The sequence below is a fragment of the Streptomyces sp. TRM68416 genome, from assembly GCF_014596915.1.
In the GTDB taxonomy this organism is placed as follows: domain Bacteria; phylum Actinomycetota; class Actinomycetes; order Streptomycetales; family Streptomycetaceae; genus Streptomyces.
In genome coordinates this window covers 37,081-64,010 of record NZ_JACVWU010000010.1, presented here as the reverse complement: position 1 = coordinate 64,010, position 26,930 = coordinate 37,081, and the positions used below count along the sequence as shown (strand labels likewise).

Annotated in this window: 25 protein-coding genes; 17 read left to right on the top strand and 8 right to left on the bottom strand. The window is 72.4% G+C overall.

Translation table 11 applies throughout. The annotated features are described in order from the left end of the window. Positions 1–104: 104 nt before the first annotated feature. Positions 105–941, bottom strand: a complete 837-nt coding sequence (locus ICC28_RS17720) for a class I SAM-dependent methyltransferase (protein ID WP_317454039.1) — start codon at positions 939–941, stop codon at positions 105–107. An 83-nt stretch (positions 942–1,024) separates the two neighbouring features. Between ICC28_RS17720 and ICC28_RS17715 the strand changes: the two genes are divergently transcribed. Next, on the top strand, positions 1,025–1,465 hold the full coding sequence (locus tag ICC28_RS17715; RefSeq protein ID WP_188289559.1) for a helix-turn-helix domain-containing protein: 441 nt from the start codon (positions 1,025–1,027) through the stop codon (positions 1,463–1,465). A 156-nt stretch (positions 1,466–1,621) separates the two neighbouring features. Here ICC28_RS17715 and ICC28_RS17710 read toward each other — a convergent pair whose 3' ends face one another. Both ICC28_RS17710 and ICC28_RS17705 read right to left on the bottom strand, forming a co-directional pair. Next, the gene (locus ICC28_RS17710; protein ID WP_188289558.1) at positions 1,622–2,224 is read right to left on the bottom strand and encodes a DNA-binding response regulator; all 603 of its coding nucleotides are present in this window, start codon (positions 2,222–2,224) and stop codon (positions 1,622–1,624) included. After that, positions 2,221–3,405: a sensor histidine kinase gene (locus tag ICC28_RS17705; RefSeq protein ID WP_188289557.1), complete on the bottom strand. Its 1,185-nt coding sequence runs from the start codon at positions 3,403–3,405 to the stop codon at positions 2,221–2,223. Before ICC28_RS17705 ends, ICC28_RS17710 begins: the two co-directional genes overlap by 4 nt. Positions 3,406–3,557: 152 nt before the next feature. On the opposite strand from ICC28_RS17705, the gene ICC28_RS17700 reads away from it, so the two are divergent. The 7 genes from ICC28_RS17700 to ICC28_RS17670 all read left to right on the top strand — a co-directional run bounded on the left by ICC28_RS17700 (position 3,558) and on the right by ICC28_RS17670 (position 10,646). Continuing rightward, on the top strand, positions 3,558–3,983 hold the full coding sequence (locus ICC28_RS17700; RefSeq protein ID WP_188289556.1) for a hypothetical protein: 426 nt from the start codon (positions 3,558–3,560) through the stop codon (positions 3,981–3,983). A 4-nt stretch (positions 3,984–3,987) separates the two neighbouring features. Next, the gene (locus ICC28_RS17695; RefSeq protein WP_188289555.1) at positions 3,988–4,584 is read left to right on the top strand and encodes a hypothetical protein; all 597 of its coding nucleotides are present in this window, start codon (positions 3,988–3,990) and stop codon (positions 4,582–4,584) included. A gap of 39 nt (positions 4,585–4,623) precedes the next feature. Next, the gene (locus ICC28_RS17690; protein WP_188289554.1) at positions 4,624–5,220 is read left to right on the top strand and encodes a TlpA family protein disulfide reductase; all 597 of its coding nucleotides are present in this window, start codon (positions 4,624–4,626) and stop codon (positions 5,218–5,220) included. A 260-nt stretch (positions 5,221–5,480) separates the two neighbouring features. Then, complete coding sequence (locus tag ICC28_RS17685; RefSeq protein WP_188289553.1) at positions 5,481–7,091, top strand: flavin monoamine oxidase family protein; 1,611 nt, start codon at positions 5,481–5,483, stop codon at positions 7,089–7,091. Then, the gene (locus ICC28_RS17680; protein ID WP_188289552.1) at positions 7,088–7,729 is read left to right on the top strand and encodes a Rid family hydrolase; all 642 of its coding nucleotides are present in this window, start codon (positions 7,088–7,090) and stop codon (positions 7,727–7,729) included. The genes ICC28_RS17685 and ICC28_RS17680 overlap by 4 nt, the downstream gene beginning before the upstream one ends. A gap of 242 nt (positions 7,730–7,971) precedes the next feature. Further along, complete coding sequence (locus tag ICC28_RS17675) at positions 7,972–10,029, top strand: discoidin domain-containing protein (RefSeq protein ID WP_188289551.1); 2,058 nt, start codon at positions 7,972–7,974, stop codon at positions 10,027–10,029. Positions 10,030–10,055: 26 nt separating this feature from the next. Beyond that, a complete protein-coding gene (locus tag ICC28_RS17670; protein ID WP_188289550.1) occupies positions 10,056–10,646 on the top strand; it encodes a TetR/AcrR family transcriptional regulator in 591 nt (196 codons plus the stop codon). A 10-nt stretch (positions 10,647–10,656) separates the two neighbouring features. Here ICC28_RS17670 and ICC28_RS17665 read toward each other — a convergent pair whose 3' ends face one another. After that, complete coding sequence (locus tag ICC28_RS17665) at positions 10,657–11,172, bottom strand: hypothetical protein (RefSeq protein ID WP_188289549.1); 516 nt, start codon at positions 11,170–11,172, stop codon at positions 10,657–10,659. Between the two features lie 183 nt (positions 11,173–11,355). Between ICC28_RS17665 and ICC28_RS17660 the strand changes: the two genes are divergently transcribed. Beyond that, positions 11,356–12,138 carry a cyclase family protein gene (locus ICC28_RS17660; protein ID WP_188289548.1) on the top strand — a complete coding sequence of 261 codons (783 nt, stop codon included), beginning with the start codon at positions 11,356–11,358 and terminating at the stop codon, positions 12,136–12,138. A gap of 51 nt (positions 12,139–12,189) precedes the next feature. On the opposite strand, the gene ICC28_RS17655 is transcribed toward ICC28_RS17660, so the two are convergent. Beyond that, positions 12,190–14,409, bottom strand: coding sequence for a WD40/YVTN/BNR-like repeat-containing protein (locus ICC28_RS17655; protein WP_188289547.1), 2,220 nt, complete (start codon positions 14,407–14,409; stop codon positions 12,190–12,192). A 279-nt stretch (positions 14,410–14,688) separates the two neighbouring features. Here ICC28_RS17655 and ICC28_RS17650 point away from each other — a divergent pair, with 279 nt between their 5' ends. The 6 genes from ICC28_RS17650 to ICC28_RS17625 all read left to right on the top strand — a co-directional run bounded on the left by ICC28_RS17650 (position 14,689) and on the right by ICC28_RS17625 (position 20,878). Continuing rightward, complete coding sequence (locus tag ICC28_RS17650; protein WP_223189026.1) at positions 14,689–15,852, top strand: GNAT family N-acetyltransferase; 1,164 nt, start codon at positions 14,689–14,691, stop codon at positions 15,850–15,852. Positions 15,853–15,943: 91 nt separating this feature from the next. After that, positions 15,944–17,176, top strand: a complete 1,233-nt coding sequence (locus tag ICC28_RS17645; protein ID WP_188289546.1) for a DegT/DnrJ/EryC1/StrS family aminotransferase — start codon at positions 15,944–15,946, stop codon at positions 17,174–17,176. Positions 17,177–17,468: 292 nt separating this feature from the next. Further along, entirely contained in the window at positions 17,469–18,593 is a 1,125-nt protein-coding gene (locus ICC28_RS17640; RefSeq protein WP_188289545.1) for a Gfo/Idh/MocA family protein, read from the top strand. Then, the gene (locus tag ICC28_RS17635; protein ID WP_188289544.1) at positions 18,590–19,507 is read left to right on the top strand and encodes a PmoA family protein; all 918 of its coding nucleotides are present in this window, start codon (positions 18,590–18,592) and stop codon (positions 19,505–19,507) included. The genes ICC28_RS17640 and ICC28_RS17635 overlap by 4 nt, the downstream gene beginning before the upstream one ends. Then, positions 19,501–20,253 (top strand): cupin, encoded by a 753-nt coding sequence (locus tag ICC28_RS17630; protein ID WP_188289543.1) that lies wholly within the window; start codon positions 19,501–19,503, stop codon positions 20,251–20,253. The genes ICC28_RS17635 and ICC28_RS17630 overlap by 7 nt, the downstream gene beginning before the upstream one ends. Positions 20,254–20,335: 82 nt before the next feature. Continuing rightward, positions 20,336–20,878, top strand: a complete 543-nt coding sequence (locus ICC28_RS17625; protein WP_188289542.1) for an MOSC domain-containing protein — start codon at positions 20,336–20,338, stop codon at positions 20,876–20,878. 22 nt (positions 20,879–20,900) lie between these two features. Here the strand turns inward: ICC28_RS17625 and ICC28_RS17620 are convergent, their stop codons facing one another. Both ICC28_RS17620 and ICC28_RS17615 read right to left on the bottom strand, forming a co-directional pair. Then, complete coding sequence (locus ICC28_RS17620) at positions 20,901–21,956, bottom strand: glycerophosphodiester phosphodiesterase family protein (RefSeq protein ID WP_188289541.1); 1,056 nt, start codon at positions 21,954–21,956, stop codon at positions 20,901–20,903. Between the two features lie 111 nt (positions 21,957–22,067). Then, positions 22,068–22,694, bottom strand: coding sequence for a helix-turn-helix domain-containing protein (locus tag ICC28_RS17615; protein WP_317454038.1), 627 nt, complete (start codon positions 22,692–22,694; stop codon positions 22,068–22,070). Positions 22,695–22,757: 63 nt separating this feature from the next. Here ICC28_RS17615 and ICC28_RS17610 point away from each other — a divergent pair, with 63 nt between their 5' ends. Together ICC28_RS17610 and ICC28_RS17605 are read left to right on the top strand one after the other, a co-directional pair. Beyond that, positions 22,758–23,792 (top strand): saccharopine dehydrogenase family protein, encoded by a 1,035-nt coding sequence (locus tag ICC28_RS17610; RefSeq protein ID WP_223189025.1) that lies wholly within the window; start codon positions 22,758–22,760, stop codon positions 23,790–23,792. After that, entirely contained in the window at positions 23,789–24,601 is an 813-nt protein-coding gene (locus ICC28_RS17605; protein ID WP_188289540.1) for a class I SAM-dependent methyltransferase, read from the top strand. The genes ICC28_RS17610 and ICC28_RS17605 overlap by 4 nt, the downstream gene beginning before the upstream one ends. Before the next feature lie 62 nt (positions 24,602–24,663). Here the strand turns inward: ICC28_RS17605 and ICC28_RS17600 are convergent, their stop codons facing one another. After that, positions 24,664–26,907, bottom strand: coding sequence for a heavy metal translocating P-type ATPase (locus ICC28_RS17600; protein WP_188289539.1), 2,244 nt, complete (start codon positions 26,905–26,907; stop codon positions 24,664–24,666). Between the last annotated feature and the right edge of the window lie 23 nt (positions 26,908–26,930).

Here is a 26,930-nt window from a genome sequence, read left to right as displayed (position 1 = left end):
CGATCTGGGCCCGGATCAGCTGCACGACGTCCGGGTGCCGTGAGCGCCGAGCGCTGAGCCGCTGAGCCTCCGAGCCGCGCGCCGAGCCGCCCCCTGCCCCAGCCCTACCCCGCCTGCGCCGCGACCAGCCAGCAGGCGGCGGTGAAGCGGACCTCCGTGCCGTGTACGAAGGGCTCGAAGGCGGCGCGGACCCGCTCGATGACCTGGGTCTGTGTCTCCTTGTCCGCCTCGGCGAAGACCAGGCCGACCGGGCCGAGGCGGGTGAAGTAGCCCACCAGCTCGCTCTCGGGCAGCGTGCAGGTCCTGTCGACCGGCCGGATGTCGATGTCCGTCCACCCGCTCTCCGCCAGGATCCGGTGGATCCTCTCCGCGGAGGCGAACGCGAACTGCCCCGGCTCGTCGGGCCGTCGGGCGGGCAGGTTCGGCAGGAGCGGGGCCGCGGCGCGCTCGGCCGTCGTCATGTACGGGTTCTCCTCCGCGCCGCGCCAGCAGACGAACCGCAGCCCGGCACCGTCCCTGGCGGCGCGCCGCAGATTCGCGAACGCCTGCACGGAGTCGCCGAAGAACATCACGCCGTTGCGGGAGACGACGGCGTCGAAGCCGCCGGGTTCGAACGCGTGGTCCGCGGCGTCGGCCAGGACGAAGGACGCCGGTGTGCCCTCCCGCTCGGCGCGCGCCCGGGCCGCGTCGATCATCGGCTCGGAGATGTCGACCCCGACGCAGCGACCCGCCCGACCGAGCTGCCGTGCCACGGCCAGCGTCAGACCGCCGGTGCCGCAGCCGACGTCGAGCACCCGGTCTCCGGGCCTGGCGGGCAGCGCTTCTAGCAGCAGTTCCTCCAGCGGCCGGAACATCCCGTCCAGCAGCGCCTGGCTCTCGACCCACACATGGCCGCCGCGGCCCTTCCAGCGGGCCGCCTGTTCGTCAGAGGTCTCACGCATCACGTCCATCATCGCCTCCCGTGCTTGCCGTCGTCGAGCGGAGATGACAGCGTGCTACTTCAAGTCGACTTGAGGTCAAGAGGATGACGGAGCTGGACATCGCCGAGGTGGCGCGCCGCGCCGGGGTACCCGCCTCCACCCTGCGGTTCTACGAGGAGAAGGGGCTGATCGCCTCGACCGGCCGACGGGGCCTGCGCCGCCAGTACGATCCCGGCGTAGTGGAGCGCCTGGCGCTGATCGCGCTGGGGCGCACGGCCGGGTTCTCGCTCGACGAGATAGCGGGCATGTTCGCGCCGGACGGGCAGCCACGCCTCGACCGGCGGATGCTCGCGGACAAGGCGGACGAGCTGGACCGCAGAATCCGCGAACTGGGCGTCCTGCGCGACTCCCTGCGCCACGCCGCCGCCTGCCCGGCGCCGAGCCACATGGAATGCTCCACCTTCCGCCGCCTCCTCAAAGCGGCCCTGTCCGGCGCGGTGGGGCGCCGAGGAGACCGTGGCCCGGGGCACCGCGACCGCCGTTGACCGGGGCTGGCCCCGGTGCCGCCGGACGAAGCTGACGGACGGCTCTCCGCTGCCGTAGCCCTCGCGCCGCTCGTGCGTGCTCACGAGGGCCACCCGCTCGCCGGGCGGCGCGCGGGCGTGCCGGGTCGGTGTCCTCGGACGACAGCGGCCGGGGCGTCAGATCCATCCCTGTTCCCACGCCCGGTGCGCGGCCGCGTGACGGGTCGGGGTGCCCAGCTTGGACATCGCGGAGGAGAGGTAGTTGCGGACCGTGCCGGCGGCCAGGTTGACCTCCGCGGCGATCTGGGCGATGGACGCGCCGGTGCGGGCGGCGCGCAGGATCTCCAGTTCGCGGCCGGTCAGGGGGCAGTCGTCCTCGGCCAGGGCGGAGGCGGCGATGTGCGGATCGACGTAGCGGCGGCCCTGCGCGATGTCGCGGATGATCTCGGCGAGCCGGGTCGCCGGGGTGGTCTTGGGCACGAAGCCGCGTACGCCGGCGGCGAGGGCCCGGCGCAGGACGGCGGGACGGGCGTGCCGGGTGACCATGACGATCTGGGTGGGGAGTTCCGCCGGGATCTCCTCGGCGGCGCGCAGGCCGTCGGTGGGCGGCATCTCCAGGTCGAGGACGGCGATGTCGGGGCGCAGCTCGCGGGCGAGCCGTACCGCGTCGGTGGAGGTGGCCGCCTCGGCGACGACATCGAAGTCGTCCTCCAGCGCGAGCAGGGCGGCCAGGGCGCTGCGCAGCAGATCCTCGTCGTCGGCGATGAGCAGGCGGATCACCGGGCGGCTCCGTCCGCGGGCAGGACGGCCGTGACGGCGAACCGGCCGTCGGCGTGCTGCCAGGTGAGGTCGCCGCCGGCTGCCGTCAGACGTGCGGCGAGGGTGCGCAGGCCGGTTCCCGCCAGGCCGGCTCCCGCCAGGGCGGTGGGGTGGTCCTCGGCGCCGTCGTTGGTCACGCTCAGGCGGGCGGAGCCGTCGGTGATGCGGTAGGCGACGGAGGCGTGTTGGGCCCGGCTGTGCCGCAGTACGTTCGTGGTCGCCTCCCGCATCACCAGGCCGAGCAGATGACGGGCGGGCTCGGTGAGTTCGGTGGCGGTGGGGGACAGGTCCGTCCGCGCGTCGATGCCGGCCGCGGCCAGCACCCGGGTCGCGTTGGTGATCTCGTCGTCCAGGGCCGTCCGGCGGTAGCCCTGCACCACGGCACGGGTGTCGCTGAGGGCGTCGGCCGCCAACTGCCGTACCTCCTTCATCTCCGTGGCGGCGCGCGCCGGGTCCCTCTCGACCAGCCGCTCCGCCAACTCGGCCTTCAGCGCGATGACTTGCAGGTGGTGGCCTTGGATGTCGTGCAGGTCGGCGGCGAACCGCAGCCGCTCCTCCCGGACCGCCAGCTCCGCCTCCAACCGCCGCGCCTCGTCCAGCCGCCGTGCCGTGTCCCAGGCCCACAGGGGGCCGAGCGTCACCCAGGCGGTGAAGGCGACGATCCCGGCCGGGAACAGTGCGGCGTACGCCAGTTCGCCGTCCCCCGCGGCCAGGCTGATGACGCCGCCGGGCAGGGGCGCGAGGGTCGTCGCACCGGCGATCAGCAGCCGTCGGCGGCCCGGCGGGAGGTAGGTCGCGACGGCCGTCACCACCAGTGCCGGGGCGAGGGGCCAGAGGGCGTAGTTGCGTACGGCGAGGGGCGCCACCGCGAGGACGACCGCGGCCACGGCCGCCGTGGACAACCAGCCCACGGGCGCCGACCGGGGCGCCAGGCGCCGGCCCAGCAGCACCACGCACGCCACCGTCTCGACCGGCAGGGCGACGGCGGCCGGGACGCGGGCCCACAGCGTGACGTCGCCGTCGAGGAGCCACTCCCCGAAGAAGGCGAGCAGGACGCACGCGCTCATACCGGGCACGGTCCACCACGTGTAGCGGCGGAAGCCCGTCAGCCCCGCGCCGCGTTCGACTGCCTCGTCCCCCATGCGGCCATTCTGGCCCATGACAGATGTCATTCGCGGCCGTGACAACTCCACGTGAGCACAGGGGGATTCGGCACTACTGGCGGACCTCTCCCCGCAGCAGGCTGAAGGCACACCGGGCAATACCCCACCCCCGTACCCGAGGAGAGGCCGTCATGCAGCAGACGACACAGCTCAGGAAGGACACGCACGGCCGACCGGCCCTCCGGCACTTCGCCCGCCACTACCTGGAGATGGTGGCCGCGATGGTCGTCGGGATGCTCGTCCTCGGCGCGGTGACGCGAGGCGTCCTCGCGCTCGCCGGGGCGGAGATCTCCGCGAGTCGCCAGCCCGAACTCGCCTCCCTGGAGATGGCGTTCGCCATGGCGGCCGGAATGGGGGTGTGGATGCGCCATCGAGGTCACGGCCGGGCGGGCACCCTGGAGATGTGCGGGGCGATGTTCGCACCCCTGCTCCTGCTGTTCCCCCTGCTCTGGCTGGACGTCCTCACCTCCGACTCGCTGATGGTCCTTGAGCACCTCATGATGCTTCCGCTCATGGCCCTCGTGATGCTCCGTCGTCGCGACGAGTACGGGAGCTGATCCCATGAGCACCGCACACGGCCTCCGGCCCGAGGCACGGAAGCGCTGCCTCCGGCCCGCGGCACTCAAGCGACGCCGGCCGACAGCGCTGGCCCTCGCGGCCGCGGCGCTCAACCTGACGGCATCCGGCTCGGAGGACGTGGCCGACGCCGTCGGCGGCTTCGGAGAGGTCCTGCCGCTGCTTCCCCTGATCTACCTGACCGTCCACCAGCTCGGCACGCCCCGGGCCACCTGGCCGGTGCTCGGCGCGGGGCTGACGGTCGTGTTCGTCCTCCCCCTGCAGAGCGCGGTCGCCCCGTCCACCGCCCTGGTCGCCCTCGCGCTCGTCCTCCTGCTGTGGGGCGTGTTGCGCGGAACTCCGCACGGTCCGGCCACCTTCGGCGTGCAGGCGACGGGCGCGGCCGTCTTCTGCGGGCTGGCGCTGGCCGGTCTTGCGGTGGACCCGGATCTGGGCCGCTACCTCGTGGCGACCGGCTGGTTCCTCCACGGCGTCTGGGACTTCGTACACCTGTGGCGCGACCGGGTGGTGGCCCGCACGTTCGCGGAGTGGTGCGGTGTGGTGGATGTGCTGGTCGCCGCCCAACTGCTGGTCCTGGTATAGGAGTCGTAGGCATGCGGGGCTCCGTGGGAAGCTCAGTGCATGATCTTCAGCCGCCGCGCCCGTACGGTCGCACTGACCGTGACCGTCACTCTTGGTTCGCTCGCCCTGTCCGCCTGCGGCAGCGGCGAGTCCGGTGACCGCGGCGGAACGCACTACGTCATGGGCGCGGACGGCATCGAGACGGTCGCCGCGCAGGAGCGCGGCCCCGTCGGCCGGATCAAGGGCGAGACCCTCCAGCGGGAGCAACTCGACCTCGCCGACCTCCGCGGCAAGGTCGTCGTGATCAACGTCTGGGGTTCCTGGTGCCCTCCCTGCCGCGCCGAAGCCCCCTACCTGAACAAGGTCGCCAAGGAGGTGAAGGCCAAGGGCGTGGAATTCGTCGGCATCAACACGCGCGACGACGACAGGCTGCGGCCCCAGGCGTTCGAGGACGACTTCGACATCTCCTACCCGAGCCTGTACGACCCGACCGGGAAACTGCTCCTGTCGGGATTCCCCAAGGGCACGGTGAACCTTCAGGCGCTGCCGGTCACCATCGCCGTGGACCGCAAGGGGAACATAGCGGCCAGGGCATTCGGCGCGCTCGACGACACCAAACTGCGCAGGATGATCGACCCGCTGCTCAAGGAGAGCTGAGCCGGGCTGCGCCCCGGCAGGGGCTTACGCGAAGGACGACTTGAACTCCGGCGTGCCCCGGGGACCGGCACGTCGCCCGCTCGGTCCGCCCTTCGCCCCGGACTTCCGTGCTCATGACACGGATACGTCATCGGTATAGCCACGTAACACTCCTGACGGAGGCTCAGTGCGCACCTCCGGTCTCATCGGCAACTCACCCCCCACGTGACCGGGTTGATCGCACAGCGCGCCCGGCCGCGGGCGCGGGTGAGGAGGAGTGGATGGCTGCGGAAAGAGCGACCGGATCCCGTCGCGACTTCCTGCGCAACGTCGGTGTCGCGGGCGGCGCGGGAATGCTCTACTCGGCGATGGGCGCACTGGGCATCGCCCCGGTGCCGGAGGCAGGGGCCGCCGAGTACCGGGCGCCGCGCGCGAGCGACTTCAGCCTGAGCGGGCGCAGCGCCAAGAAGGTCCTGGTGCTCGGCGCCGGCATCGCGGGCCTGGCCACCGCCTACGAACTCGGCAAGGCCGGCTACGACTGCCGGATCCTGGAGGCCGCGGACCGGCCCGGCGGCCGCAACTGGACCGTGCGCGGCGGCACGACCCTGACCGACCTCGACGGCCGCAAGCAGACCGCCTCGTTCACCAAGGGCCAGTACATGAACGCGGGGCCCGCCCGGCTGCCGCAGTCGCACGTCACGCTGGAGTACTGCCGCGAACTCGGCGTCCCCGTCGAGGTGTTCACCAACCAGAACGCCAACGCCTACATCCACCACGAGAACAGCGCCGCCCTCGCCGGCAAGCCCGTGCGCTGGCGCACCGCGAAGGCCGACGTCCACGGCTACGTCTCCGAGCTCCTCGCCAAGGCCACCGACCAGGGCGCCCTGGACGCGGAGCTGACCGCCGCCGACAAGGAGCGGCTGATCGCCTTCCTGCAGAACTTCGGCGCCATCAAGGGCAAGGCGGACGGCTACGCCTACACCGGCACCGACCGTCGCGGCTACGCCGTCGAGCCCGGCGCCGCCTTCGAGGAGGGCACCGTCCTGGGCCCCGTGCCAACGTTGTCCGACGTCCTGGCCAGCGGTGTCGGACAGAGATTCGCCTTCGAGCTCGGTTACGACCAGGCCATGCTCATGTTCCAGCCGGTGGGCGGCATGGACGCCATTCCCCGGGCTCTGGCCGAGGCCGTCGGCCGCGGCCGGATCACCTACGGAGCCGAGGTCTCGGAGGTCAAGGACCTGCCGGCCGGCGCGGAGGTGACGTACAAGGACCCCCGCGGCCGCACCCGCACCGCGCACGCCGACTTCGTCGTCGCCGCCATGCCCCCGATGGTCATGGCCCGCATCAAGCACAACCTCGGCGCGAACGTCACCGCCGCCCTGAAGTACCCCGCCGCGACACCCGTCGGAAAGATCGGCCTGGAGTACCGCAGCCGCTGGTGGGAGACCGACGAGCACATCTACGGCGGGATCACGCCCACCGACACCGACCTGGGCACCGTCTGGTACCCGTCCTACGGCCACCTCGGCCGCCGCGGCACCCTCATCGGCTACTACAACTTCGGTGCCAACGCCCTTGCCTACAGCGCCCTGCCGCACGAGGAGCGCCTGAAGCGGGCGCTGAGCCGGGGCGTACGGATCCACGGCGACAAGTACCGCACCGAACTCGACCACTCCTTCAGCGTCGCCTGGCACCGCACCCCGCACATCGAGGGCGGCTGGGTGAGCTGGCCCTCGCAGAGCGGCCCGGAGTACAAGCTGCTCAACCAGCCCGCCGGGCACGTCCACTTCGCCGGCGACTGGCTCAGCCACGTCATCGCCTGGCAGCACGGCGCGTTCACCTCGGCCCGCAAGGTCGCCACCGACATCCACCAGAAAGTGATGGCCGCATGAACCGGCGTACGAAGACCGTCCTCGGTACGGCCCTGACCGCGTCCCTCCTCGCGGGCGGCACCGCGCTCGCCGACGGCAGGAGCTGGCGGCCCGCGCCGAAGGAGGTGCGCGTGATGCTGCCCGAGGGACAGTCCAACCCCGGCATCGCCACCGGCGTGGCGACGGGCGGCGAGGTCGCCGTCTACCAGAGCAGCGGCCTCGGCCCCACCGCGCTCAACCCCGCCGCCCCCGGAGGCAGTCCGGAGCGCTACACCGACCCCTCCCTGACCGAGGGCGCCGAAGGCGTCACCGTCACCGAGGCGCAGGCGCTCGTCGTACTGCGCAACATCAAGACCAACCTGGAGGCCGCGGGCGTCACCCCGGCCGACGTCATCACGATGAAGTGCTATCTGATGAAGCCGCCCGGCGCCGAGACCGCCGACTACGCGGGCTGGAACCGCGCCTACCGGCAGTACTTCGCCAACATCGACCTGGCCACCCACAAGGTCGTGCCCGTCCCCATGGGCACCTCCGCCCCCAAGGCCCCGCTGGTTGCCAACAAGGCCCGGCCCGCGCGCGCCACCATGGAGGTCGCCTCCCTGGCCGTCAAGGGCTGGCTGGTCGAGGTGGAGGTCACCGCGGCCTACAAGAAGCGGTAGCGCTCCGCTGGGGGAGCCGTGGTGTGTCGTCGTTCGGCTGCGGGTTCGTGGTGGCCGGTCGCGCAGTTCCCCGCGCCCCTTCGGAGCGCTGCCGAACCGTGGCCGGCTTCGCCGGACCCGTGGGCCCGAGCCACCCGCGCTCAATAACAGGTCGCTTGTCCGGGACCCTTGACTCATTGACCGGCAGTGGACATCCTGCTCCCTACCTTGCGGAGGTCATGACAATCCAGGAGGGGTGGCCCATGGCTCGGCTCCCGTACCGCAGACGCACCAACCTCACCGTCGTCTCGCTGCTTCTCCTCGTCCTGACCCTGACGCTCGGCCCGGCGCCGAGTTCCGCGGCCGGCACCGACTGGTGGCTGCCCACCGCGCGCCCCACGCCGGACTCGCAGATCAACGTCACCGGTGAGCCGTTCACCGGCACCAACGCCGCGGGGGAGGTACGCGGCTTCGTCGACGCGCACAACCACCTGTTCTCCAACGAGGCCTTCGGCGGGCGGCTCATCTGCGGCAAGCCCTTCTCGGAGGCCGGGATCGCCGACGCACTCAAGGACTGCCCCGAGCACTACCCCGACGGCTCACTCGCGATCTTCGACTTCATCACCAACGGCGGTGACGGCCGCCACGACCCGGTCGGCTGGCCCACCTTCAAGGACTGGCCCGCCCACGACTCCCTGACCCACCAGCAGAACTACTACGCCTGGATCGAGCGCGCCTGGCGCGGCGGTCAGCGCGTCCTCGTCAACGACCTGGTCACCAACGGCGTGATCTGCTCGGTGTACTTCTTCAAGGACCGCACCTGCGACGAGATGACCTCGATCCGCCTCCAGGCGAAGCTGACGTACGACCTGCAGGCCTACATCGACAAGATGTACGGCGGCACCGGCAAGGGCTGGTTCCGGATCGTCACCGACAGCGCCCAGGCCCGACAGGTCATCGAGCAGGGCAAGTTGGCCGTGATCCTGGGCGTGGAGACCTCCGAGCCCTTCGGCTGCAAGCAGGTGCTGGACATTCCGCAGTGCAGCAGGGCGGACATCGACAAGGGCCTCGACGAGCTGTACGCGCTGGGCGTACGCAGCATGTTCCTGTGCCACAAGTTCGACAACGCCCTGTGCGGCGTCCGCTTCGACGAGGGTGCCCTCGGAACCGCCATCAACGTCGGCCAGTTCCTGTCCACCGGCACCTTCTGGCGCACCGAGAAGTGCACCGGCCCGCAGCATGACAACCCCATCGGCCTGGCCTCGGCGCCGGAGGCCGAGAAGGAGCTGCCCGAGGACGTCGACGTCCCCTCGTACAAGCAGGACGCGCAGTGCAACGTCCGCGGCCTCACCGACCTCGGCGAGTACGCCGTGCGCGGCATGATGAAACGCAAGATGATGCTGGAGATCGACCACATGAGCGTCAAGGCCACCGGCCGGGTGCTCGACATCTTCGAGGCCGCCTCCTACCCCGGCGTGCTCTCCTCGCACAGCTGGATGGACCTCAACTGGACCGAACGCGTCTACGGCCTCGGCGGTTTCATCGCCCAGTACATGCACGGTTCCGAGGGCTTCAGCGCCGAGGCGAAGCGCACCGACGCCCTGCGCGACAAGTACGGCGTGGGCTACGGCTACGGCACCGACATGAACGGCGTCGGCGGCTGGCCCGCCCCGCGCGGAGCCGACGCCCCGAACAAGGTGATCTACCCCTACCGCAGCGTCGACGGCGGCTCCGTGATCGACAAGCAGACCACCGGGCAGCGGACGTGGGACCTCAACACCGACGGAGCCGCGCACTACGGCCTGGTCCCGGACTGGATCGAGGACATCCGGCGGGTCGGCGGCCAGGACGTGGTGAACGACCTCTTCCGCGGCGCCGAGTCCTACCTCGACACCTGGGGCGCCTCCGAACGGCACCAGGCCTCGGTCAACCTCGCCAAGAACGCCCCGGCCACGGCCAGTTCGGCGGAGTGGAACCCGTTCACCAGCTACGCCCCGTCCCGCGCCGTGGACGGCGACAAGGGCACCCGCTGGGCCAGCGACTGGAACGACGACCAGTGGCTGCGCATCGACCTCGGCGCCACCCACCGCGTCGCCCGCGTCACCCTCGACTGGGAACGCGCCTACGGCAGGGCCTACCGCGTCGACCTGTCCACCGACGGCGCGACCTGGCACACCGCGTGGTCCACGACCGCCGGCGACGGCGGCCTGGACACCGCCCGCTTCGACGGCACACCGGCCCGGTACGTCCGTATCCAGGGCCTGCAACGCGGCACCGACTGGGGATACTCGCTGTACGAGGTCGGCGTCCACAGCAGCTGACCGGCGGGCGGGAGAGAGCAGCGCACATGGCACGGATGCCGTCGGCCGAACGACGACGACAGCTGACGGAAGCCGCGATCAGGGCGATGGCCCGGGACGGCGTCGCCAAGACGACCACCCGGGCCATCGCCGCCGAGGCGGGTGTCTCCCTGAGCGTCGTCCACTACTGCTTCGACTCCAAGCAGGCCCTGATCGAGTCCGTCATCACCACCATCACCGACCACTACGTGACGTTGGTGCAGGACGCCATCCGCCCCCGCGCCAGCCTCCAGGAGACCGTCCGGGCCGGCCTCGAAGCGTACTGGGACCACGTCCGCGCCCACCCCGACGAGCACATGCTCACCTACGAACTCACCCAGTACGCCCTGCGCCAGCCCGGCTTCGAGCACCTGGCCAGGCGCCAGTACGAGCTGTACGGCGAGGCCTACACCCACCTCATCGAGCAGCTCGCCCGGACGATGGACCTCGAACTCCGGGTGCCCGTACCGGAGTTGGCCCGCTACCTGGCCGCCATGACCGACGGCCTGACCCTCAACTACCTGGTGCTCGGCGACGAAACGGCCTTCAGCGGCATCCTCGACACGGTCACCGCCCACATCGCCGCCCTGGTGCGCTGAGACCGCCCGGTCACGACGGGTCGCGGTCGCCGGTCCACTTCAGCAGCAGCGACTCGCGCTCCTCCCGGCCCGGCGTGCTGTCGTCGGCGCGCTCCCGGCGCCAGGCGAGGAGGTCGCCGAGGTCGGCGCGGCCGTCGACGAGCCGGTTCAGAAGCGTGCGGGACAGCTCGTACTCCACCGGGCCGTAGATCCCTCCGGCGACCGCCGCCAGCACGCCGACCTCGGACACCCCGTCGGCGGTGGCGACCCGCACGGTGAACGCGGGCGGCAGGTCGCCGTCCCCAGTCACCGCGACGGTCACCGCGTCGACGGCCCTGGAGACCCAGCGGCGCACGGCGGGCCGTACCGCCACGTCACCGGCCTCGATCCGCAGCACCTCGGCCCAGCCCCAGGAGCCGGAGTCCTCCTCCGGGCCGAGCACGTCGACCCCGTCCGCGGACAGCCGCACCCCCGAGGCCGTGCCGGTGGGCTCGGCTCCCACGTACACCGCGTCCTCGGTGATCCAGAACAGGCCGACCATGGCCATGTGTGCCTCCTGCTGCCTTACCGGGGGAAGATCGTCCCCCCTCTGCTCGCTGTGAGAGACGGCCGTCGCGGGCCGTCGGTTGCACAGAAGCGACCGCAGGGGCGCTCAAGACCGTGCCGCTCCATGGTGCGGGCCACGGAACCGCTCCATCCTGGGTGTTCCGAATGGTGTCTGGAGGCCGTCATGCCCGAGCCGTCCGTCCTCGCCTCGCTGGTGTCCGCCCTGCGGCAGGGGGCGATCGAAGTCGTCGACCTCACCGCCCCGTTGTCGGCGGCGACACCACTGATCCAACTCCCGCACGGATACGGGCAGACGGCGACGTTCGAACTGCAGGAGATCAGCCGCTACGACCACCGGGGCCCGGACTGGTACTGGAACAACTTCCGCACCGGCGAACACACCGGCACCCACTTCGACGCCCCGAACCACTGGGTGACCGGCAAGGACCTCGCCGACGTGGCGTCGGTGCCCGCGCGTCGCCTGATCGCGCCCGCGGCCGTGCTGGACTTCACCGCCGAGGCGGAGCGGGACGCGGACTTCGTCGTCGAGGTGGACCACGTCAAGGCCTGGGAGGCGGAGAACGGGCCGCTGCCGGAAGGCGGTTGGCTGCTGCTGCGCACCGGCTGGGACGCCCGTGCCCAGTCCCAGCAGGAGTTCCTCAACGCGGACGACAACGGCCCGCACACTCCCGGCCTTTCGCCGGACTGCGCCCGGTGGCTGGCCCAGGAGTCGCCGGTGATCGGCCTCGGCGTCGAGACGGTCGGCACGGACGCCGGACGCGCGCACGCCTTCGACCCGCCCTTCCCCTGCCACGCGTACCTCATGGGCAGCGACAAGTACGGACTGACCCAACTGCAGAACCTGGCCCTGCTGCCGCCCACCGGCTGCGTCGTGATCGCCGGGCCGCTGCCCATCGTCACCGGCTCCGGATCCCCCGCCCGGGTGCTCGCGCTGGTGGAACGCTGAGGAAGGCCGCGGCTGCCCCCGGCATGCGCGCCGAGGGCAGCCGGGCGGCGGTCAGTTGACGCTCAGTTCGTAGAACCCCCTCCCGAACGTCGCCGCCACCAGCCGTCGGTGGCCCGGGTCGTACTCGATGTCGTCGACCGGCACGGCAGGCATGCCGCGGCCGAGGCGGAGCCAGTGGCGGCCGCCGGTGGGGCTGGTGAACACGCCCTGGTCGGTGGCGATGTGCAGGGTGCCGCCGCGGGCGACGACCAGGTCGTTGACGGGGGCCGAGGGGAGGTTGCCCGACAGGTTCCGCCAGTGGGCGCCGCCGTCGGTGCTGCCGTAGACGTGGGGGAGGGAGGAGCCGGAGCGGTAGGCGGAGTGGGTGGTCCAGACGCGGTCGGGGTTCCTCGGGTCGACGACCACGCGCGTGACCCAGGGGCGGCCCTCCGCCAGCTTCGTCCAGGTGGCGCCGAGGTTCCTGGTGACCCAGACGCGGCCGTCGTCGGTGCCGACGTACACCGTGCGTCCGTCGGAGGCCGGGGCGATCGAGGTGATCGTGCCGTAGTTGGTGTAGATCGGGTCGGCGCCCGGGCCGCCGCTGAGGTCGGGGCTGATGGGCCGCCAGGTCACGCCGCCGTCCGTGGAGCGGTTGAGGACCTCCGAGCCGTAGTAGAGGATCTTCGGGTCGCGCGGGTCGAAGGCCATCGGCGTGAACCAGTTGCGGCGCTTGAAGGTGGTGGCGTTGGCGAAGTACGTGAGCGTGTCGCCGCCGTCGGTGGAGCGGAAGCAGTTGCCGTACTGGTAGCAGGCGAAGACGTTGTTCACGTCGGTCGGGTTGATCAGGTTCTCCTCGCCGTCGCCGCCGAGGTACTCGTTGAAGCCGTCCCCGCCCCAGGAGCGCAGCGAGCCGTTGTCCTGCGCGCCGCCGGAGATCCGGGTGACGTCCTGCGGGCTGATCGCGGCGCTGTAGAGCTGGGTGTACGGCTCGTGGCGGGCCTTGACCCAGCCGCCGTCACCGTCGGCGTCGGAGCGGTAGACCCCGCCGTCGTTGCCGAGGTAGACGCGGCCCGGGCGGCGCGGGTCCCAGACCATGGCGTGGTGGTCGACGTGGATGCTGGTGTCGTCCGCCGTCCAGGTCCGTCCGCCGTCCTTGGTGGTCAGCAGGGCGACGCCGGCCACATGTACGTGGTCGGTGTCGCGGGGGTCGATCCACACCTTGCCGAACCACCAGCCGAAGCTGGACTGGGAGGCGGTGAGGTCGGCGTTGTCCGGGGTGCGGGTCCAGCTGTCGCCGCCGTCGGAGGAGGCGTAGAAGCCCTCGAAGGGTCCGTCGGCCTTGTTGACGATCGCGTAGAGCCGGTCGCCCGCGACGGCGAGGCCGATCCGGCCCACGTCGGGCCCCCGGGCGGGCAGTCCGCCCTCCAGCCGCTGCCAGCTCTCGCCGTCGTCGTCGCTGCGGAAGACGCCCGAGCCGACACCGCCGTAGGTGCGCAGGTCGGGTCGGCGGCGGTGGTCCCACATCACGGCGTACAGGCGGTCGCCGTCCTTGATGATCTCGGTGGCGCCGGTGAACTCGTTGGCGCCGGTGAGGATGCGCTCCCAGGTGGCGCCGCCGTCCTCGGTGCGGTAGACGCCGCGGTCGCCGCCGCCGTTGTAGAGGGAACCGGCGGCCGCGACGTAGATGCGGCGGGGGTCGGCCGGGTCGACGGTGATCGCGCCGATCGCGCCCGAGTCGCGCAGCCCGAGCCGCTGCCAGGTGCGGCCGCCGTCCTTGCTGCGGTACAGGCCGGTCCCCTCGTACGTGATGCTGCCGCCGCCCGGGTTGGCCTCGCCGGTGCCGACGTACAGGGTGCCGTCCGGCGCGGTGGCCACCGCGCCCATGGCCTGGGTCCAGCTGTCCGGCCACACCGAGTGGAACGTCGAACCGGCGTCGGTGCTGCGCCACAGACCGCCGCTGGCCGCCGCCGCGTACAAGGTGTCGGCACGCTTCGGGTCGAGCGCGAGCGACACGATCCGGCCGCCTATGTTCGTGGGGCCGACGCTCTTCCAGCGCTTGCCCACGGTGGGCAGTGCGCGCGCCTCGGCCGCGGCGAGTTCATGGGCGTGCCGGGGTATCGACTCGCCCGGCAGGGTCTTCTGCAGATAGCGGTACTCCGCCGGCGCCGCGGGTCCGCGCACCGGCCGGTACACGTCCTCCGGCGGAGGCGGCGGTGCCGCGGAGGCCGGTGCCGCCAGCAGCGCGGCTCCGGTGACCGTGGCAAGCACCAGTGACAGCAGACCTCTGCCCATCGGAACCCCTTCGTAGTCATGCTCGTGACAATCCGCAACGACGTTACGGGAGAGGTGAGTTGAGCAGAAGGGTGCCTCGGGTGGCGGGGAGGGATATCCGAAACCTGTCCGTCCGTTACGACCGGCACCCTTGACAGTGTGCATGCCCTTTCGCCACGTTTGATCCCTGCCGAAGGTTCGGACGCCGGCCGGTGTGCACCCGTCCGAGCCGACGGAAGAGGGGCGTGGTGCGGACAGCGCCACGGGGGCAACTGGGGGGAGCGGTCGCCCATGCGAGCCATGAGCAGAACCGGACGGTCCACGAACAGGACCGGACGGTCCACGAGCAGGACCGGACGATCCAAGAGGGCCGCCGGAACGGACATCACCGTCCACCGGCCCGAGGACCTGAGCGCCGCGCAACGCGCGGCCTGGCACCGGGCGATGGACGAGTCGCCCGAGTACGCCAATCCCTTCCTGTCGCCGGAGTTCGCCGCCGGCATCGGCAGGCACCGCGGCGGGGTGCAGATCGCCGTCCTGCACGAACACGGCGAACCCGTCGGCTTCCTGCCCTACGAGCGCAACCTCCTCGGCATCGGACGCGCCGTCGGCCTCGGCCTCTCCGACTGCCAGGCGCTCGTGCACCGGCCCGGGATCATCTGGGACACCGAGGAACTGCTGCGCGCCTGCGGGCTCGCCAGCTTCGAGTTCGACCATCTCGTCGAGGAGCAGAAGCCGTTCGGCCGCCATGTGACCGGGATGTTCGCCTCGCCGGTGATCGATCTCAGGCCCGGCGACGGCGACTACGCGGCCTGGCTGCGCGCCGCCTACCCCGGACAGGCCAAGTCGACGCTGAAGAAGGAACGCCGGCTCGCGCGCGACGTCGGCGAGGTGCGGTTCGTCTTCGACGAGCGCGACCCGCGGATGCTGCGCCGGCTGATGGAGTGGAAGTCCGCCCAGTACCGCAGGACCGGACGCATGGACCGGTTCGCCCGGCCCTGGATCGTCCACCTGGTGCACGACCTCTTCCGGCTCCAGGAGGAGCACTTCACCGGAGTGCTCTCCGTCCTCTACGCCGGGGACCGGCCGGTCGCCGCGCACTTCGGGCCCCGCTCCCGCACCGTGCTCGCGGCCTGGTTCACCGCCTACGATCCCGCGTTCCACTACTACTCGCCCGGGCTGATGATGCACCTGCGCACCGCGGAGGCGGCGGCCCGGCACGGCGTGCGGGTCGTCGACCTCGGGCGCGGGGACAAGGAGTACAAGGACTGGCTCAAGACGCGCGAACTGCGCGTGGGCGAGGGGTTCGCCGTCCGCCCCCACCCGGTCGCCGCCGTCCACCGCATGTGGCGCAGGCCCGTCCGCGGGCTGCGGAACACGGTCCTGGCCCATCCCGCGCTGCGCGAGCCCGCCGACCGGCTGCTGAAGACGGTCGGCGCGCTGCGCTCCGCGCACCGGGCCTGAGCGGTCGGCCCCACAGCTCTCCCCGGCGCGCCCCGAACCGCTCCGCGCCATGTTCCCGTCCCCAACTCCCTCCGGAAGAACGGAAGAACTCATGCCGTACGGAGCGCGGCTGGCCGCGACGATGACGAAGCGGCTCGGACGCGAATGCGTCTACACCCCCTCGGCGAGACTGGCCCTCTACCTCGCGCTACGGCGCTGGTGCCGACCGGGCGGACGGGTGCTGATGTCGCCGGTGAACGACGACGTGATCCTCTTCGTGGTGCTGGCCGCCGGACTGCGCCCGGTCATGGCACCCGTCTCCGTGTGGGACGGCAACATCGACCCGGCCGCCGTCCCCGACTCGACCTGGCGCGAGGTCGACGCCGTACTGACCACCAACCTCTACGGCGTACCCGACCGGGTCGTGGAACTGCGCCGCCGCTGCGAGCAGTTGGGCATCCCGCTCATCGAGGACGCCGCGCACGCCATCGGCAGCCACGTCGACGGACAGCCGATCGGGACCTTCGGGACGGCGGCCGCCTTCAGCCTCTCCAAGCACGTGGCGGCGATGGCCGGCGGCTTCCTCGCGGTCGAGGACGCGCGCACCCGCCGGGAACTGGAACTGCTCCGCGACGACCTGCTCGCCCCGCGCCGCCTGCGCGAGGACCTGACCGTCACCCTGCGCCCCCTGGCCCGCTCCGCCGTTCGCACCCTGCGCCTGGTGCGCCCCGTGTGGCGCACGATGCAACACCTCGGCCTGCTGGAACGCGACGACTTCCGCATGGAACTGCACGCCCCGCGCCTGTCCGACAGCGCCCGCTCGGCCCCGAGCCTGACCGCCTACGAACCCTGGGTCCGCGTCGACCTGCACGGCTTCCGCACCCGCCACGGCTCCTTCGTCCGCGGACAGTTGGGCCTGCGGATGGCCCGCCTCGACGAGGACCTCGCCCGGCGCAGAGCCGGCGTCCTGCTGCTCGCGGGCACCGCCTGGGCCCCCGCGCCGCTGCACGAGCGGACGGTCCACCACGGCCCGCTCCCGCTCTTCCGGGTTCCGCTCCTGGTCCACGGCCGCGACGCCCTCCTGGAGCGCCTGGTCGACCACGGCATGGTGTGCGGCTACGTCTACGACCCCCCGCTCGACGACTACGCGGGCGGCGAGTTCGTCGAGCCGTCCCCCGCTCCGGCGGCCGCCCGCTGGTTCGCCTCCCACGTCCTGCCGGCCGACCCGCTGCTGGCCCGGGTGGTCGTCGGCGCCCTGACGAAGGAGCGGGTGGCGACGGCACGCCCCGCGGTCCCCGCCCCGGCGGTCCGGGACACCACACCTCCGGCGCCGCTGGGGCAGTAGGGGGCGGCAGGGGGCAGGAGGAGCGGCGAGCGGCCTTCGCCGGCCCTCTCGGTGCCGCTGACGTGAGCCGCACGGCGTCTGACGTGAGCCCCACGGCGTCTGACGTGAGCCGCACGGCGTCTGACGTGAGCCCCGAAGCGTCTGACGTGAGCCCCAAGGCCTCTGACGTGAGAAAAACGCTCGTCAATGTCTCTGCGGGGGGTTGTTCGGACATTCTCCGGCGTCTTAGGGTCGACCTCTGAGAGCAAGCGCTTTCTGTTGGCATGTCCGTCGGCCGTTCGAGGAGCGCCGCATGTCCCTGCCCCCTGGGCACCCCGCCCGCCGCCGCGTCGCCGTCGTCGGCACCGGCGCCATCGTCAGCGGCAGCCACCTGGCCGCGCTCACCGCGCACGCCGACCGGACGGAACTGGTCGCCGCCGTCGACGTCGACGTCGAACGCCTCGACGCCTTCCGGAACCTCGCGGGCGACCAGGTCGCCGGCTACACCTCGGTCGAGTCGATGCTCGACGCCGTACGCCCCGACCTGGTGCTCATCGGCACCCCGCCGTCCCTGCACCGGGAGCAGACGGTGGCCGCGCTCAAGGCGGGCGCGTGGGTGCTGTGCGAGAAGCCGCTGACGCTGTCGCTGGCCGAGTACGACGAGATCGCGGCGGCCGAGGAGGCCTCCGGCGGGTACGCCTCCGTGATCTTCCAGCACCGGTACGGCTCCGGCGCCGAGCACGCCCGCGAACTGATCGCCGGCGGCGAACTGGGCGCCCCGCTGGTCGCGCACTGCCAGACCACCTGGCACCGCGACGCCGCCTACTACGCGGTGCCCTGGCGCGGCCGGTGGGCCACCGAGGGCGGCGGACCGACCATGGGACACGGCATCCACCAGTACGACCTGCTGCTGCACCTGCTCGGCGCGTGGGACGAGGTGCGCGCCATGGCCGCCCGGCTGGTCCACGACACCGAGAGCGAGGACGTCTCCACCGCCCTGGTGCGGTTCGCCAACGGCGCCCTCGCCACCGTGGTCAACAGCGTCCTGTCCCCGGACGAGGTCAGCCGCATCCGCATCGACTGCGCCGACGCCACGGTCGAGCTGACCCACCTGTACGGCCACCGCAACACCGACTGGGCCTACACCCCCGCCCCGCACGTCCCCGCCGCCCGCGCCGCCGCCTGGGGCGCGCCCGCCGCCGACGTGCCCAGCTCGCACACCGCCCAGCTCGGCGGCCTGCTCGACGCCTACGACGCCGGCGTACGGCCGCCCGGCAGCGGCCCGGAGGCCCGCGCCACGCTCGAATTCGCCGCCGCCCTGTACAAGGCGGCGTTCACCGGCCTGCCGGTGCGCTCCGGCGAGATCCGCCCGGGTGACCCTTTCTACGAGGCGATGCACGGCGACCACCCCGACTGGGCCCCCAAGGAGCGCGCATGAGCATCCGAGTCAGCCACGCGCACGGCGAGCACATCGCGGTCGCGGCGGCCAACGGCACGGAGATCCTCCGCTACGTCTACCGCCCCGACCCGGACGCCTTCGAGTCCCGCAAGCCCTACGCCCACCCCCTGCGCACCCTCGCCGGGCGCACGGTCACCGGATACCGCCCGAACGACCACCGCTGGCACAAGGGCCTGCAGATGACCGCGAGCCATCTGTCCGGCCAGAACTTCTGGGGCGGCAACTGCTACGTCCACGGCCAGGGCTATCTGCGCCTGCCCGAACGGGTCGGCTCGATGCGGCACGACGGCTTCCCGCTGATCGCCGCCGAGGACGACCGCCTCACCGTCGCGGAGGACCTGACCTGGGTCGCCAACGACGGACGGGAATGGGCACGCGAGGAGCGCGGCCTCACCGTCCACTCGGTGGACGAGACGGCCGGCACCTGGGCCCTGGACTGGTCGATCCGGCTCACCAACCTCCGCGAGGAGCCCCTCGCCTTCGGCTCGCCGACCACGGCGGGCCGTGAGATGGCCGGCTACACCGGCCTCCAGTGGCGCGGACCGCGCGACTACACCGGCGGCACCGTCTTCGCCCCGGACACCGATGCGGACGCCGACAAGCTCATGGGCAGCCAGAGCCCCTGGCTCGCCTTCACCGCCGAGCACGACGACGTCGACGCCCACTCCACGGTCGTCTTCGCACACGCCCCGGAGAACCGCGACGCCATCCACGAGTCCCACTGGTTCGTGCGCTCCGAGCCCTTCCCCACGGTCGCGTTCTCCTGGGCCTTCTTCGAGGAGTTCGAGCTGCCGCCGGAGGAGACCTTCGGCTACCGCTACCGGGTGGTGATCGCGGACGGCGCCTGGGACCGGGAACGCGTGGCGGCGCACCTGGAGGCGCTGCCGTGGTGAAGCCCGCACTGCCCCACCCCCTGCCCGGCGCCGTCGGCCTGTCCCACCTGAGCGCCTACGACTGGGAGGCTGCCGACGGCGTGTGCGGCGGCAGCCCGCATCTGCACCTGGTGTGCACCGAGGCCTACGTCGTCACCGGCGGCCGGGGCGCCGTGCAGACCCTGAGCCCCGACGGCTACCGGGACATCCCCCTGGAGCCCGGCTCGGTGGCCTGGTTCACGCCCGGCACCGTGCACCGCATGGTGCAGGGCGGCGACCTGCGCATCACCGTCCTGATGCAGAACAGCGGGCTGCCCGAGGCCGGGGACGCGGTCTTCACCTTCCCGCCCGAGGTGCTGTCCGACCCCGAGCGCTACGCGGCCGCCGCCACCCTCCCGCCCGGCACGGGCCCCGACACGGCCGAGGCCGCCCGCCGCCGCCGGGACCTCGCCGTCGAGGGCTACCTCCCGCTACGGGAATCCCTCGCCGCGGGCGACAACGGCCCCTACCTGGCCTTCCAGCGCGCCGCCGCCCACCTGGTCCGCGACAAGGTGCCGCACTGGCGTGAGCTGTGGCAGGCGGGTGCCCTGGCCACCGCGGAGCGCACCGGCGCCCACCTGGACGCCCTGACGTCCGGCGAGCCGGCGTACCTCGAAGAGGCGACCGCGTACGAAGCGGCGCCCTCCCGGCGCGGCGGCTTCGGCATGTGCGGCAGACGCGACGAGTACGCACTGCCGGGGACGACGCTGCCGTACCGGGCGCGTTGACCGCCCCTGGCCTGCCGCGACCGGCGGGGTGGGGACTAGACTCGCGGTCGATCATGGTCGGAGATGAGGGGGGTTCCGGACAATGAGCGGGACAGTGGTCGCGGTCAGCAGCAACGGGGAGTACTCGTTCACCAAGCCGAACCGGGACAGCATCACGCTGCTCGCCGGACTCGGTGTGGAGGGGGACGTGCACGCCGGTGTGACGGTCAAGCACCGCTCGCGCGTCGCGCAGGACCCCACCCAGCCGAACCTGCGCCAGGTGCACCTCATCCACGAGGAACTCTTCGCCGAGGTCGGCGAGGAAGGGTTCAAGGTGGCGCCCGGGGAACTGGGCGAGAACATCACCACGCGCGGCATCGATCTGCTCGGCCTGCCGGTCGGCGCCGTGCTGCGCCTCGGCGACTCCGCGGTCCTGGAAGTCACCGGCCTGCGCAATCCGTGTCTGCAGATCGACAACTTCCAGGACGGGCTGCTGAAGCAGGTCGTCGGGCGGGACGAGGCGGGGGCCGTCGTGCGCAAGGCCGGAATCATGAGCATCGTGCGGGAAGGCGGTGTGGTGCGTCCCGGCGACACGATCGACGTGGAGCTTCCCAGCGGCCCGCACCGCCCCCTGGAGCGCGTCTGACCACGGCGGACCCGGCCGCCGGTCAGCGCGGCCGGTACGCCTTGGGCAGGCGCATGCCGCGGTCGGCCATGATCTGCCGTACCCGGTCGGGGTAGTTGGTGATGATGCCGTCGACCCCGGCGTCCATCAGCGCCTCCACGGTCGCCGGGTCGTCGCAGGTCCAGGGGACGACCTTCAGGCCGCGGGCGTGTGCCGCGTCGACCATGGCCGCGTCGGCGTAGAAGCGGAAACCGGGGTCGCCGACCGTGCCGTTCTGCGGGAAGCCGTAGTTGGGGGAGAGGGTGGTGACGCCGGGGAGGGTGGCGGCGGCCTTCACGAAGTCGCCGTCGTGGTCGTCGACGTCGATGCCGCCCAGCCACGGGGAGGCGCCGGGCTTGCCGACCTGGAGGAAGTCGTAGTTGGTGAGCGCCACCAACGGCAGGCGGGGCGCCAGTCGGTGCATCGCCTTCAGCGCACCCCAGTCGAAGGACTGGACGGTGACCTGCTTCTCGATGCCGGACGCGCGGATCTCCTCGTGGACCCGGCGCACGAACAGCTCGCGCGGCGCGGTCTGTTCGGGGGCGCCCGCCTCCACCTTCGTCTCGACGTTGAGGGTGACCTGACGTGCCCTGGAGCGCTTGACCAGGTTCAGCACGTCCTTCAGTTCGATCATCTTCAGGCCGTCGATCCGCTCCTGCTCGGGGAAGCCGGGCAGTTGCTGGTAGCCGCAGTTCATGGTCCTGATCTGAGCGAGCGTCAGGTCCTTGATGTACTTGCCGACGTACGGGTACATCGGGTCGCCGGGCACGAGCGGCCCGGTGTCCCGGCACTTGGCCGCGCTGACCTGCCGGTCGTGGGTGACGACGACCTTCTCGTCCTTGGTGATCTGCGTGTCCAGCTCCAGCGTGGACACGCCCAGCCGCAGCGCCTTGGCGAAGCCCTCCAGGGACGACTCCGTGGTCATCCCGAGGCCGCCGCGGTGGGCCTGGAGGTCGAACCGGGTCTTCTGCGGGGGCGCGCCGGTCGTGGCGTGCGCGGCCACCGGGGACAGGAGCAGCGGCACCAGCGCCAGGCCGGCGAGGACAGGGCGTGAGTTCATCGCGACCTCGATCGTGTGGGTAGGGGCGACGACCACCAGACGTTAGTCCGGTGGCGCGTGCGCTCAACCCCTGCGACATGAGGGCGCCGTGAATGGCCGGCGAACGCCCGCTCAGGGCAGGAGTTGGCGCTGCAGCGCGTCCGCCGCCCACTCCTGCCAGCGCTCCGGCGACCAGCCGCGGGCGGTGACGAGCACGCCGTAGCTCTCCGGGCCGAGGACGGCCAGGGCGACGTCGGCGGCCGAAGCGGCGTCGTGGCCGTCGCGCAGCCGTCCGCCGCACTTGGCCAGCAGGGCCTCGGCGAACCGGAGTTGAACGGTGTGCCGCTGCTCCAGACTGGTCCGCCACAGCTCGGCCAGCTCGGCGTCGGCGGCCGCCGCGCCGCGCACCACCTCCAGAAGGGGCGCCGCGCGCTCCAGCACCCGGCGGGCGCCGGCGGCCTGGAGTGCGAGCTGGGCGGCCGGGTCGGGCGCGTCGAGGACCTCGCGCGCCCAGGGCCGGTCCAGGGTGGCCACCGGGTCGGTGTCACCGGCGACGGCGGTGTCCAGGACCTCCTTCAGCACGGCGCGCTTGGTGCCGAACGTGAAGTACACGGTCTGCACGCCGACTTCGGCGGTACGGGCGATGTCCTCCACGGTCGTGCCGGCCCAGCCGCGTTCGGCGAAGAGCAGGGCGGCGGCGTCGAGCATCCGCCGTCGGGTGCGCCGGGTCTTCTCGGCACGGGTGAGGGGCGCTGCCACGGTGCTGCCTTCCGGGATCGACCTTTTTGACTGTAGTGAGACTACAGTGTAAGTCACTGGAGTATGACTACAGTGAAAAAGCGGTCCCCCGAGGGCCGGATCCTCGTCGTCGGCGGCTACGGCGCCGTGGGCGCCACGGTGACCTCCCGGCTGGCGGAGCGGTTCCCGGGGCGGGTGCTCCCCGCCGGACGCGACGGGGAGCGGGCCCGTCGGCTCGGCGGGGTGCGGGCCGACGTCGGCGACCCCGAGGACTTCCGGCGCGTGCTCGACGAACTGGGCGACGTCGGCGCGGTGGTGCTCTGCGTCGAACCCGCGGACGCGTCGATCGCCCGCGCCTGCCTGGAACGCGGCATCCACCTGGTGGACGTGGGCGCCTCGTACCGCCTGCTCGACGCCGTGTCCGGCCTGCACGCCCTCGCCGTCGAGTCCGGCGCCACGGCCGTACTGAGCGTCGGCGTCGCCCCCGGCCTGACCAACCTGCTCGCCCTGCGGGCCCACCGGGCGCTCGGCGGGGCGGACCGGCTCGACCTGACGGTGCTCCTCGGCTCCGGCGAGCGCCACGGCACCGACGCGGTGCGCTGGACCGTCGCGGGCCTTGCCGAGCCGGTGACGGACCGCCCGCGGAAGGTGAGCCTGCCGGGCCACGGCGTCCGCACCGCCCATCCGTTCCCGTTCTCCGACCAGCACACCCTGCGCGGCACACTCGGCGTCCCCCGGGTGACGACACGGCTGTGCCTCGACTCCCCGCTGCTGACCGCCGCCCTCTTCGCCGTACGCCGGACCGGGGGCGCCCGCCGCGAGGGGCTGCGGCGCCTGCTCACCGCCGCCTTCACCCGCGTACACCTGGGCGGGGACGGATTCGCCCTGCGCGCCGACGCGTACGACGGGGACGGGCATGCCGCGTTCGTCCTCGCCGGGCGCGAGCAGAGCCGGGTGACCGGCCTGGTCGCCGCCGAGGTGGCGGGCGAGGTGCTGACCGGGGCGCTGCCGACGGGGGTGCACCACATCGAGCGGCTGCCGGCGCTGGCCGATCTGCCCGAGAGGCTCGGCGCGGACGGGGTCACGGTGCGGCGGGCGGCGCCGGGGGAGGGGGAGTGAGCGGAGGCTGGCGGGGCGGCGACTACGCGAGCGCGGGCGACGCGTGGGCGCATGCGGCGCGGGACGTGGTGGGGGCCGCGGTGGCGGAACTCGGCGGCACGACACCGCCCGCCACCCTCCGCGCCCTCGACGTCGGCACCGGATCCGGACCGGGGGCGCTCGCCGCGGCCCGCGCCGGAATCCCGGTCGTAGGACTGGACCTTGAGCCCGGCCTGCTGGGGATCGCCGCGCAGCGGGCACGGACGTCCGGCCTCGCGCACCGGGCGGACTTCGTCGCCGGGGACGCCCTGGCGCTCCCGTTCCCGAGGGGAGTCTTCGACCTCGTCCTGTCCACCTTCGGCGTGATGTTCGCCCCCGACGCCGCACGCGCCGCCGCCGAACTCGTCCGGGTCTGCCGCGCGCGGGCGGTGGTCGCCGTCGCCTCCTGGACACCCGACGGCGTCATGGGCCGCATCGCCCCGACGGTCCTGGCCCACCTGGACGACCGCCCGAAGTCCCTGCCGCCCACCCAGTGGGGCGACCCCGACCGGGTGGGCGCCTGGTTCGCGCCGCTGCCCGTCACCGTCCGGATGCAGGTGTGCCACGTCCGCGTTGTCTACCCCGGTGTGGAACACGCCGTACGGGTCTTCGAGAACAAGCCCGGCCCCCTGCGCGCCCACCGCGCGGCCCTTGAGGCCGCCGGGCGCTGGGACCGGGCCCGTGCCGCTCTGGCCGGGCTGTTCGAGGAGAACAACCGGGCGCAGGACGGCACGCTCGTGCTGGAGGTTCCCTACCTGCTGGTGCTCGGGCGGGTGGCGGCTGCGGACTGAACGGCCGACTCCGCCGGCCGCCTCGAAGGGGCTGACGGAGTCGACCGCTCCCGGTCGGTGGGTCAGTGGTGGGTGGGCCGGAAGCCGCGCAGCCGGAGGCTGTTGCCGACGACGAAGACGGAGGAGAAGGCCATGGCCGCTCCGGCGAGCATCGGGTTGAGGAGGCCGGCGGCGGCCAGGGGAAGGGCGGCGACGTTGTAGGCGAAGGCCCAGAACAGGTTGGAGCGGATGGTGCCCAGGGTGCGGCGGGCCAGCCGGATGGCGTCGGCGGCGGTGCGCAGGTCGCCGCCCACGAGGGTGAGGTCACCGGCTTCGATCGCGGCGTCGGTGCCGGTGCCCATGGCCAGGCCGAGGTCGGCCTGGGCGAGGGCGGCGGCGTCGTTGACACCGTCGCCGACCATGGCGACCGAACGGCCCTCCGCCTGCAGGCGCTTGACGACGTCCACCTTGTCCTGGGGCAGCACCTCGGCGATGACGTGCTCGGCGTCGATGCCGACCTGGGCGGCCACGGACGCGGCGACGGCCTGGTGGTCGCCGGTGAGCAGGATCGGCGTCAGGCCGAGCGCGCGCAGCCTCTCGACGGCTTCGGCGCTGGTGTCCTTGACGGCGTCGGCGACTTCCAGGACCGCGCGGGCCTCGCCGTCCCAGGCGACCGCGATGGCGGTGCGGCCTGCCGCCTCCGCCTCGGCCTTGGCCCGGGCCAGCTCGGCGGGCAGCTCGATCGCCCACTCGTTGAGCAACTGCTCGCGGCCTACGAGGACGGCGTGGCCGTCGACGATGCCCTGGACGCCGAGACCGGCGACGTTGGCGAAGTCCTCCGGGGCGGGCAGGGTGCCGAGCTTGGCCGCGGCGGCGTCGGCGACGGCGCGGGCGACGGGGTGCTCGGAGGCGTGCTCCAGGGCGCCGGCCAGGCGCAGCACGTCGGCCTCGTCCGCGGTGTCGGCGGTGTGCACGGCGAGGAGGGTCATGCGGCCGGTGGTGACGGTGCCGGTCTTGTCCAGCACGATGGTGTCGACGCGACGGGTGGACTCCAGTACTTCGGGGCCCTTGATGAGGATGCCGAGCTGGGCGCCGCGGCCGGTGCCGACCATCAGCGCGGTCGGGGTGGCCAGGCCCAGGGCGCACGGGCAGGCGATGATCAGGACGGCGACGGCGGCGGTGAACGCGGCGGTCAGACCGGCGCCGTTGCCGAGCCAGAAGCCCAGGGTGCCCAGCGCGAGGGCGATGACGACGGGCACGAACACGGCGGAGATCCTGTCGGCCAGACGCTGGGCGGCAGCCTTGCCGTTCTGCGCGTCCTCCACCAGCCGTGCCATACGGGCCAGTTGGGTGTCGGTCCCGATCCGGGTGGCCTCCACCACCAGACGCCCGCCGGCATTGATGGTCGCGCCGGTGACCGTGTCCCCCACGGAGACCTCCACGGGCACGGACTCGCCGGTGAGCATGGAGGCGTCCACCGCGGAAGAGCCCTCGACCACCACCCCGTCGGTGGCGATCTTCTCGCCCGGTCGCACCAGGAACCGGTCCCCGACCCCCAACTCACCCACCGGGATGAGCACTTCACGGCCGTCACGCAGCACGGTGACGTCCTTGGCGCCCAGTTCCAGCAGCGCCTTCAGGGCCGCGCCGGCCTTGCGCTTGGAGCGGGCCTCGAAGTAGCGGCCGGCCAGGATGAACGCGGTGACTCCGGCCGCCGCCTCCAGGTAGATGTTCCCGGCGCCGTCGCTGCGGGCGATGGTCAGCTCGAAGGGGTGGGTCATCCCCGGTGTGCCGGCGGTGCCGAAGAACAGCGCCCACAGCGACCACAGGAACGCCGCCGAGGTGCCCACCGAGATCAGCGTGTCCATTGTCGCCGCACCGTGCCGGGCGTTGGTGAAGGCGGCCCTGTGGAAGGGCCAGGCGGCATAGGTGACCACCGGCGCCGCCAGGGTGAGCGACAGCCACTGCCAGTACTCGAACTGCAACGCCGGCACCATCGCCATCGCGATCACCGGCACCGCCAGCACCACGGCCGTGACCAACCGCTCCCGCAGCGGCCGCAGTTCGTCGGAGACGACCGCCTCCGGCACGGCCTCCGGCTCGGGCACGGGCTCCTGGGCCGTGTACCCGGTCGCTTCCACCGTCGCGATGAGATCCGGCACCGACACATCCCCGCCGAAACTCACCTTCGCCTTCTCCGTGGCGTAGTTGACGGTCGCCGTCACCCCTTCCATCCGGTTCAGCTTCTTCTCGATCCGCGCCGCGCACGAGGCGCACGTCATGCCCCCGATGGCGAGTTCGACGTCGGTGGTCACGCTGGTGGTCATGTCTGCTCCTCGTACGGGACGGA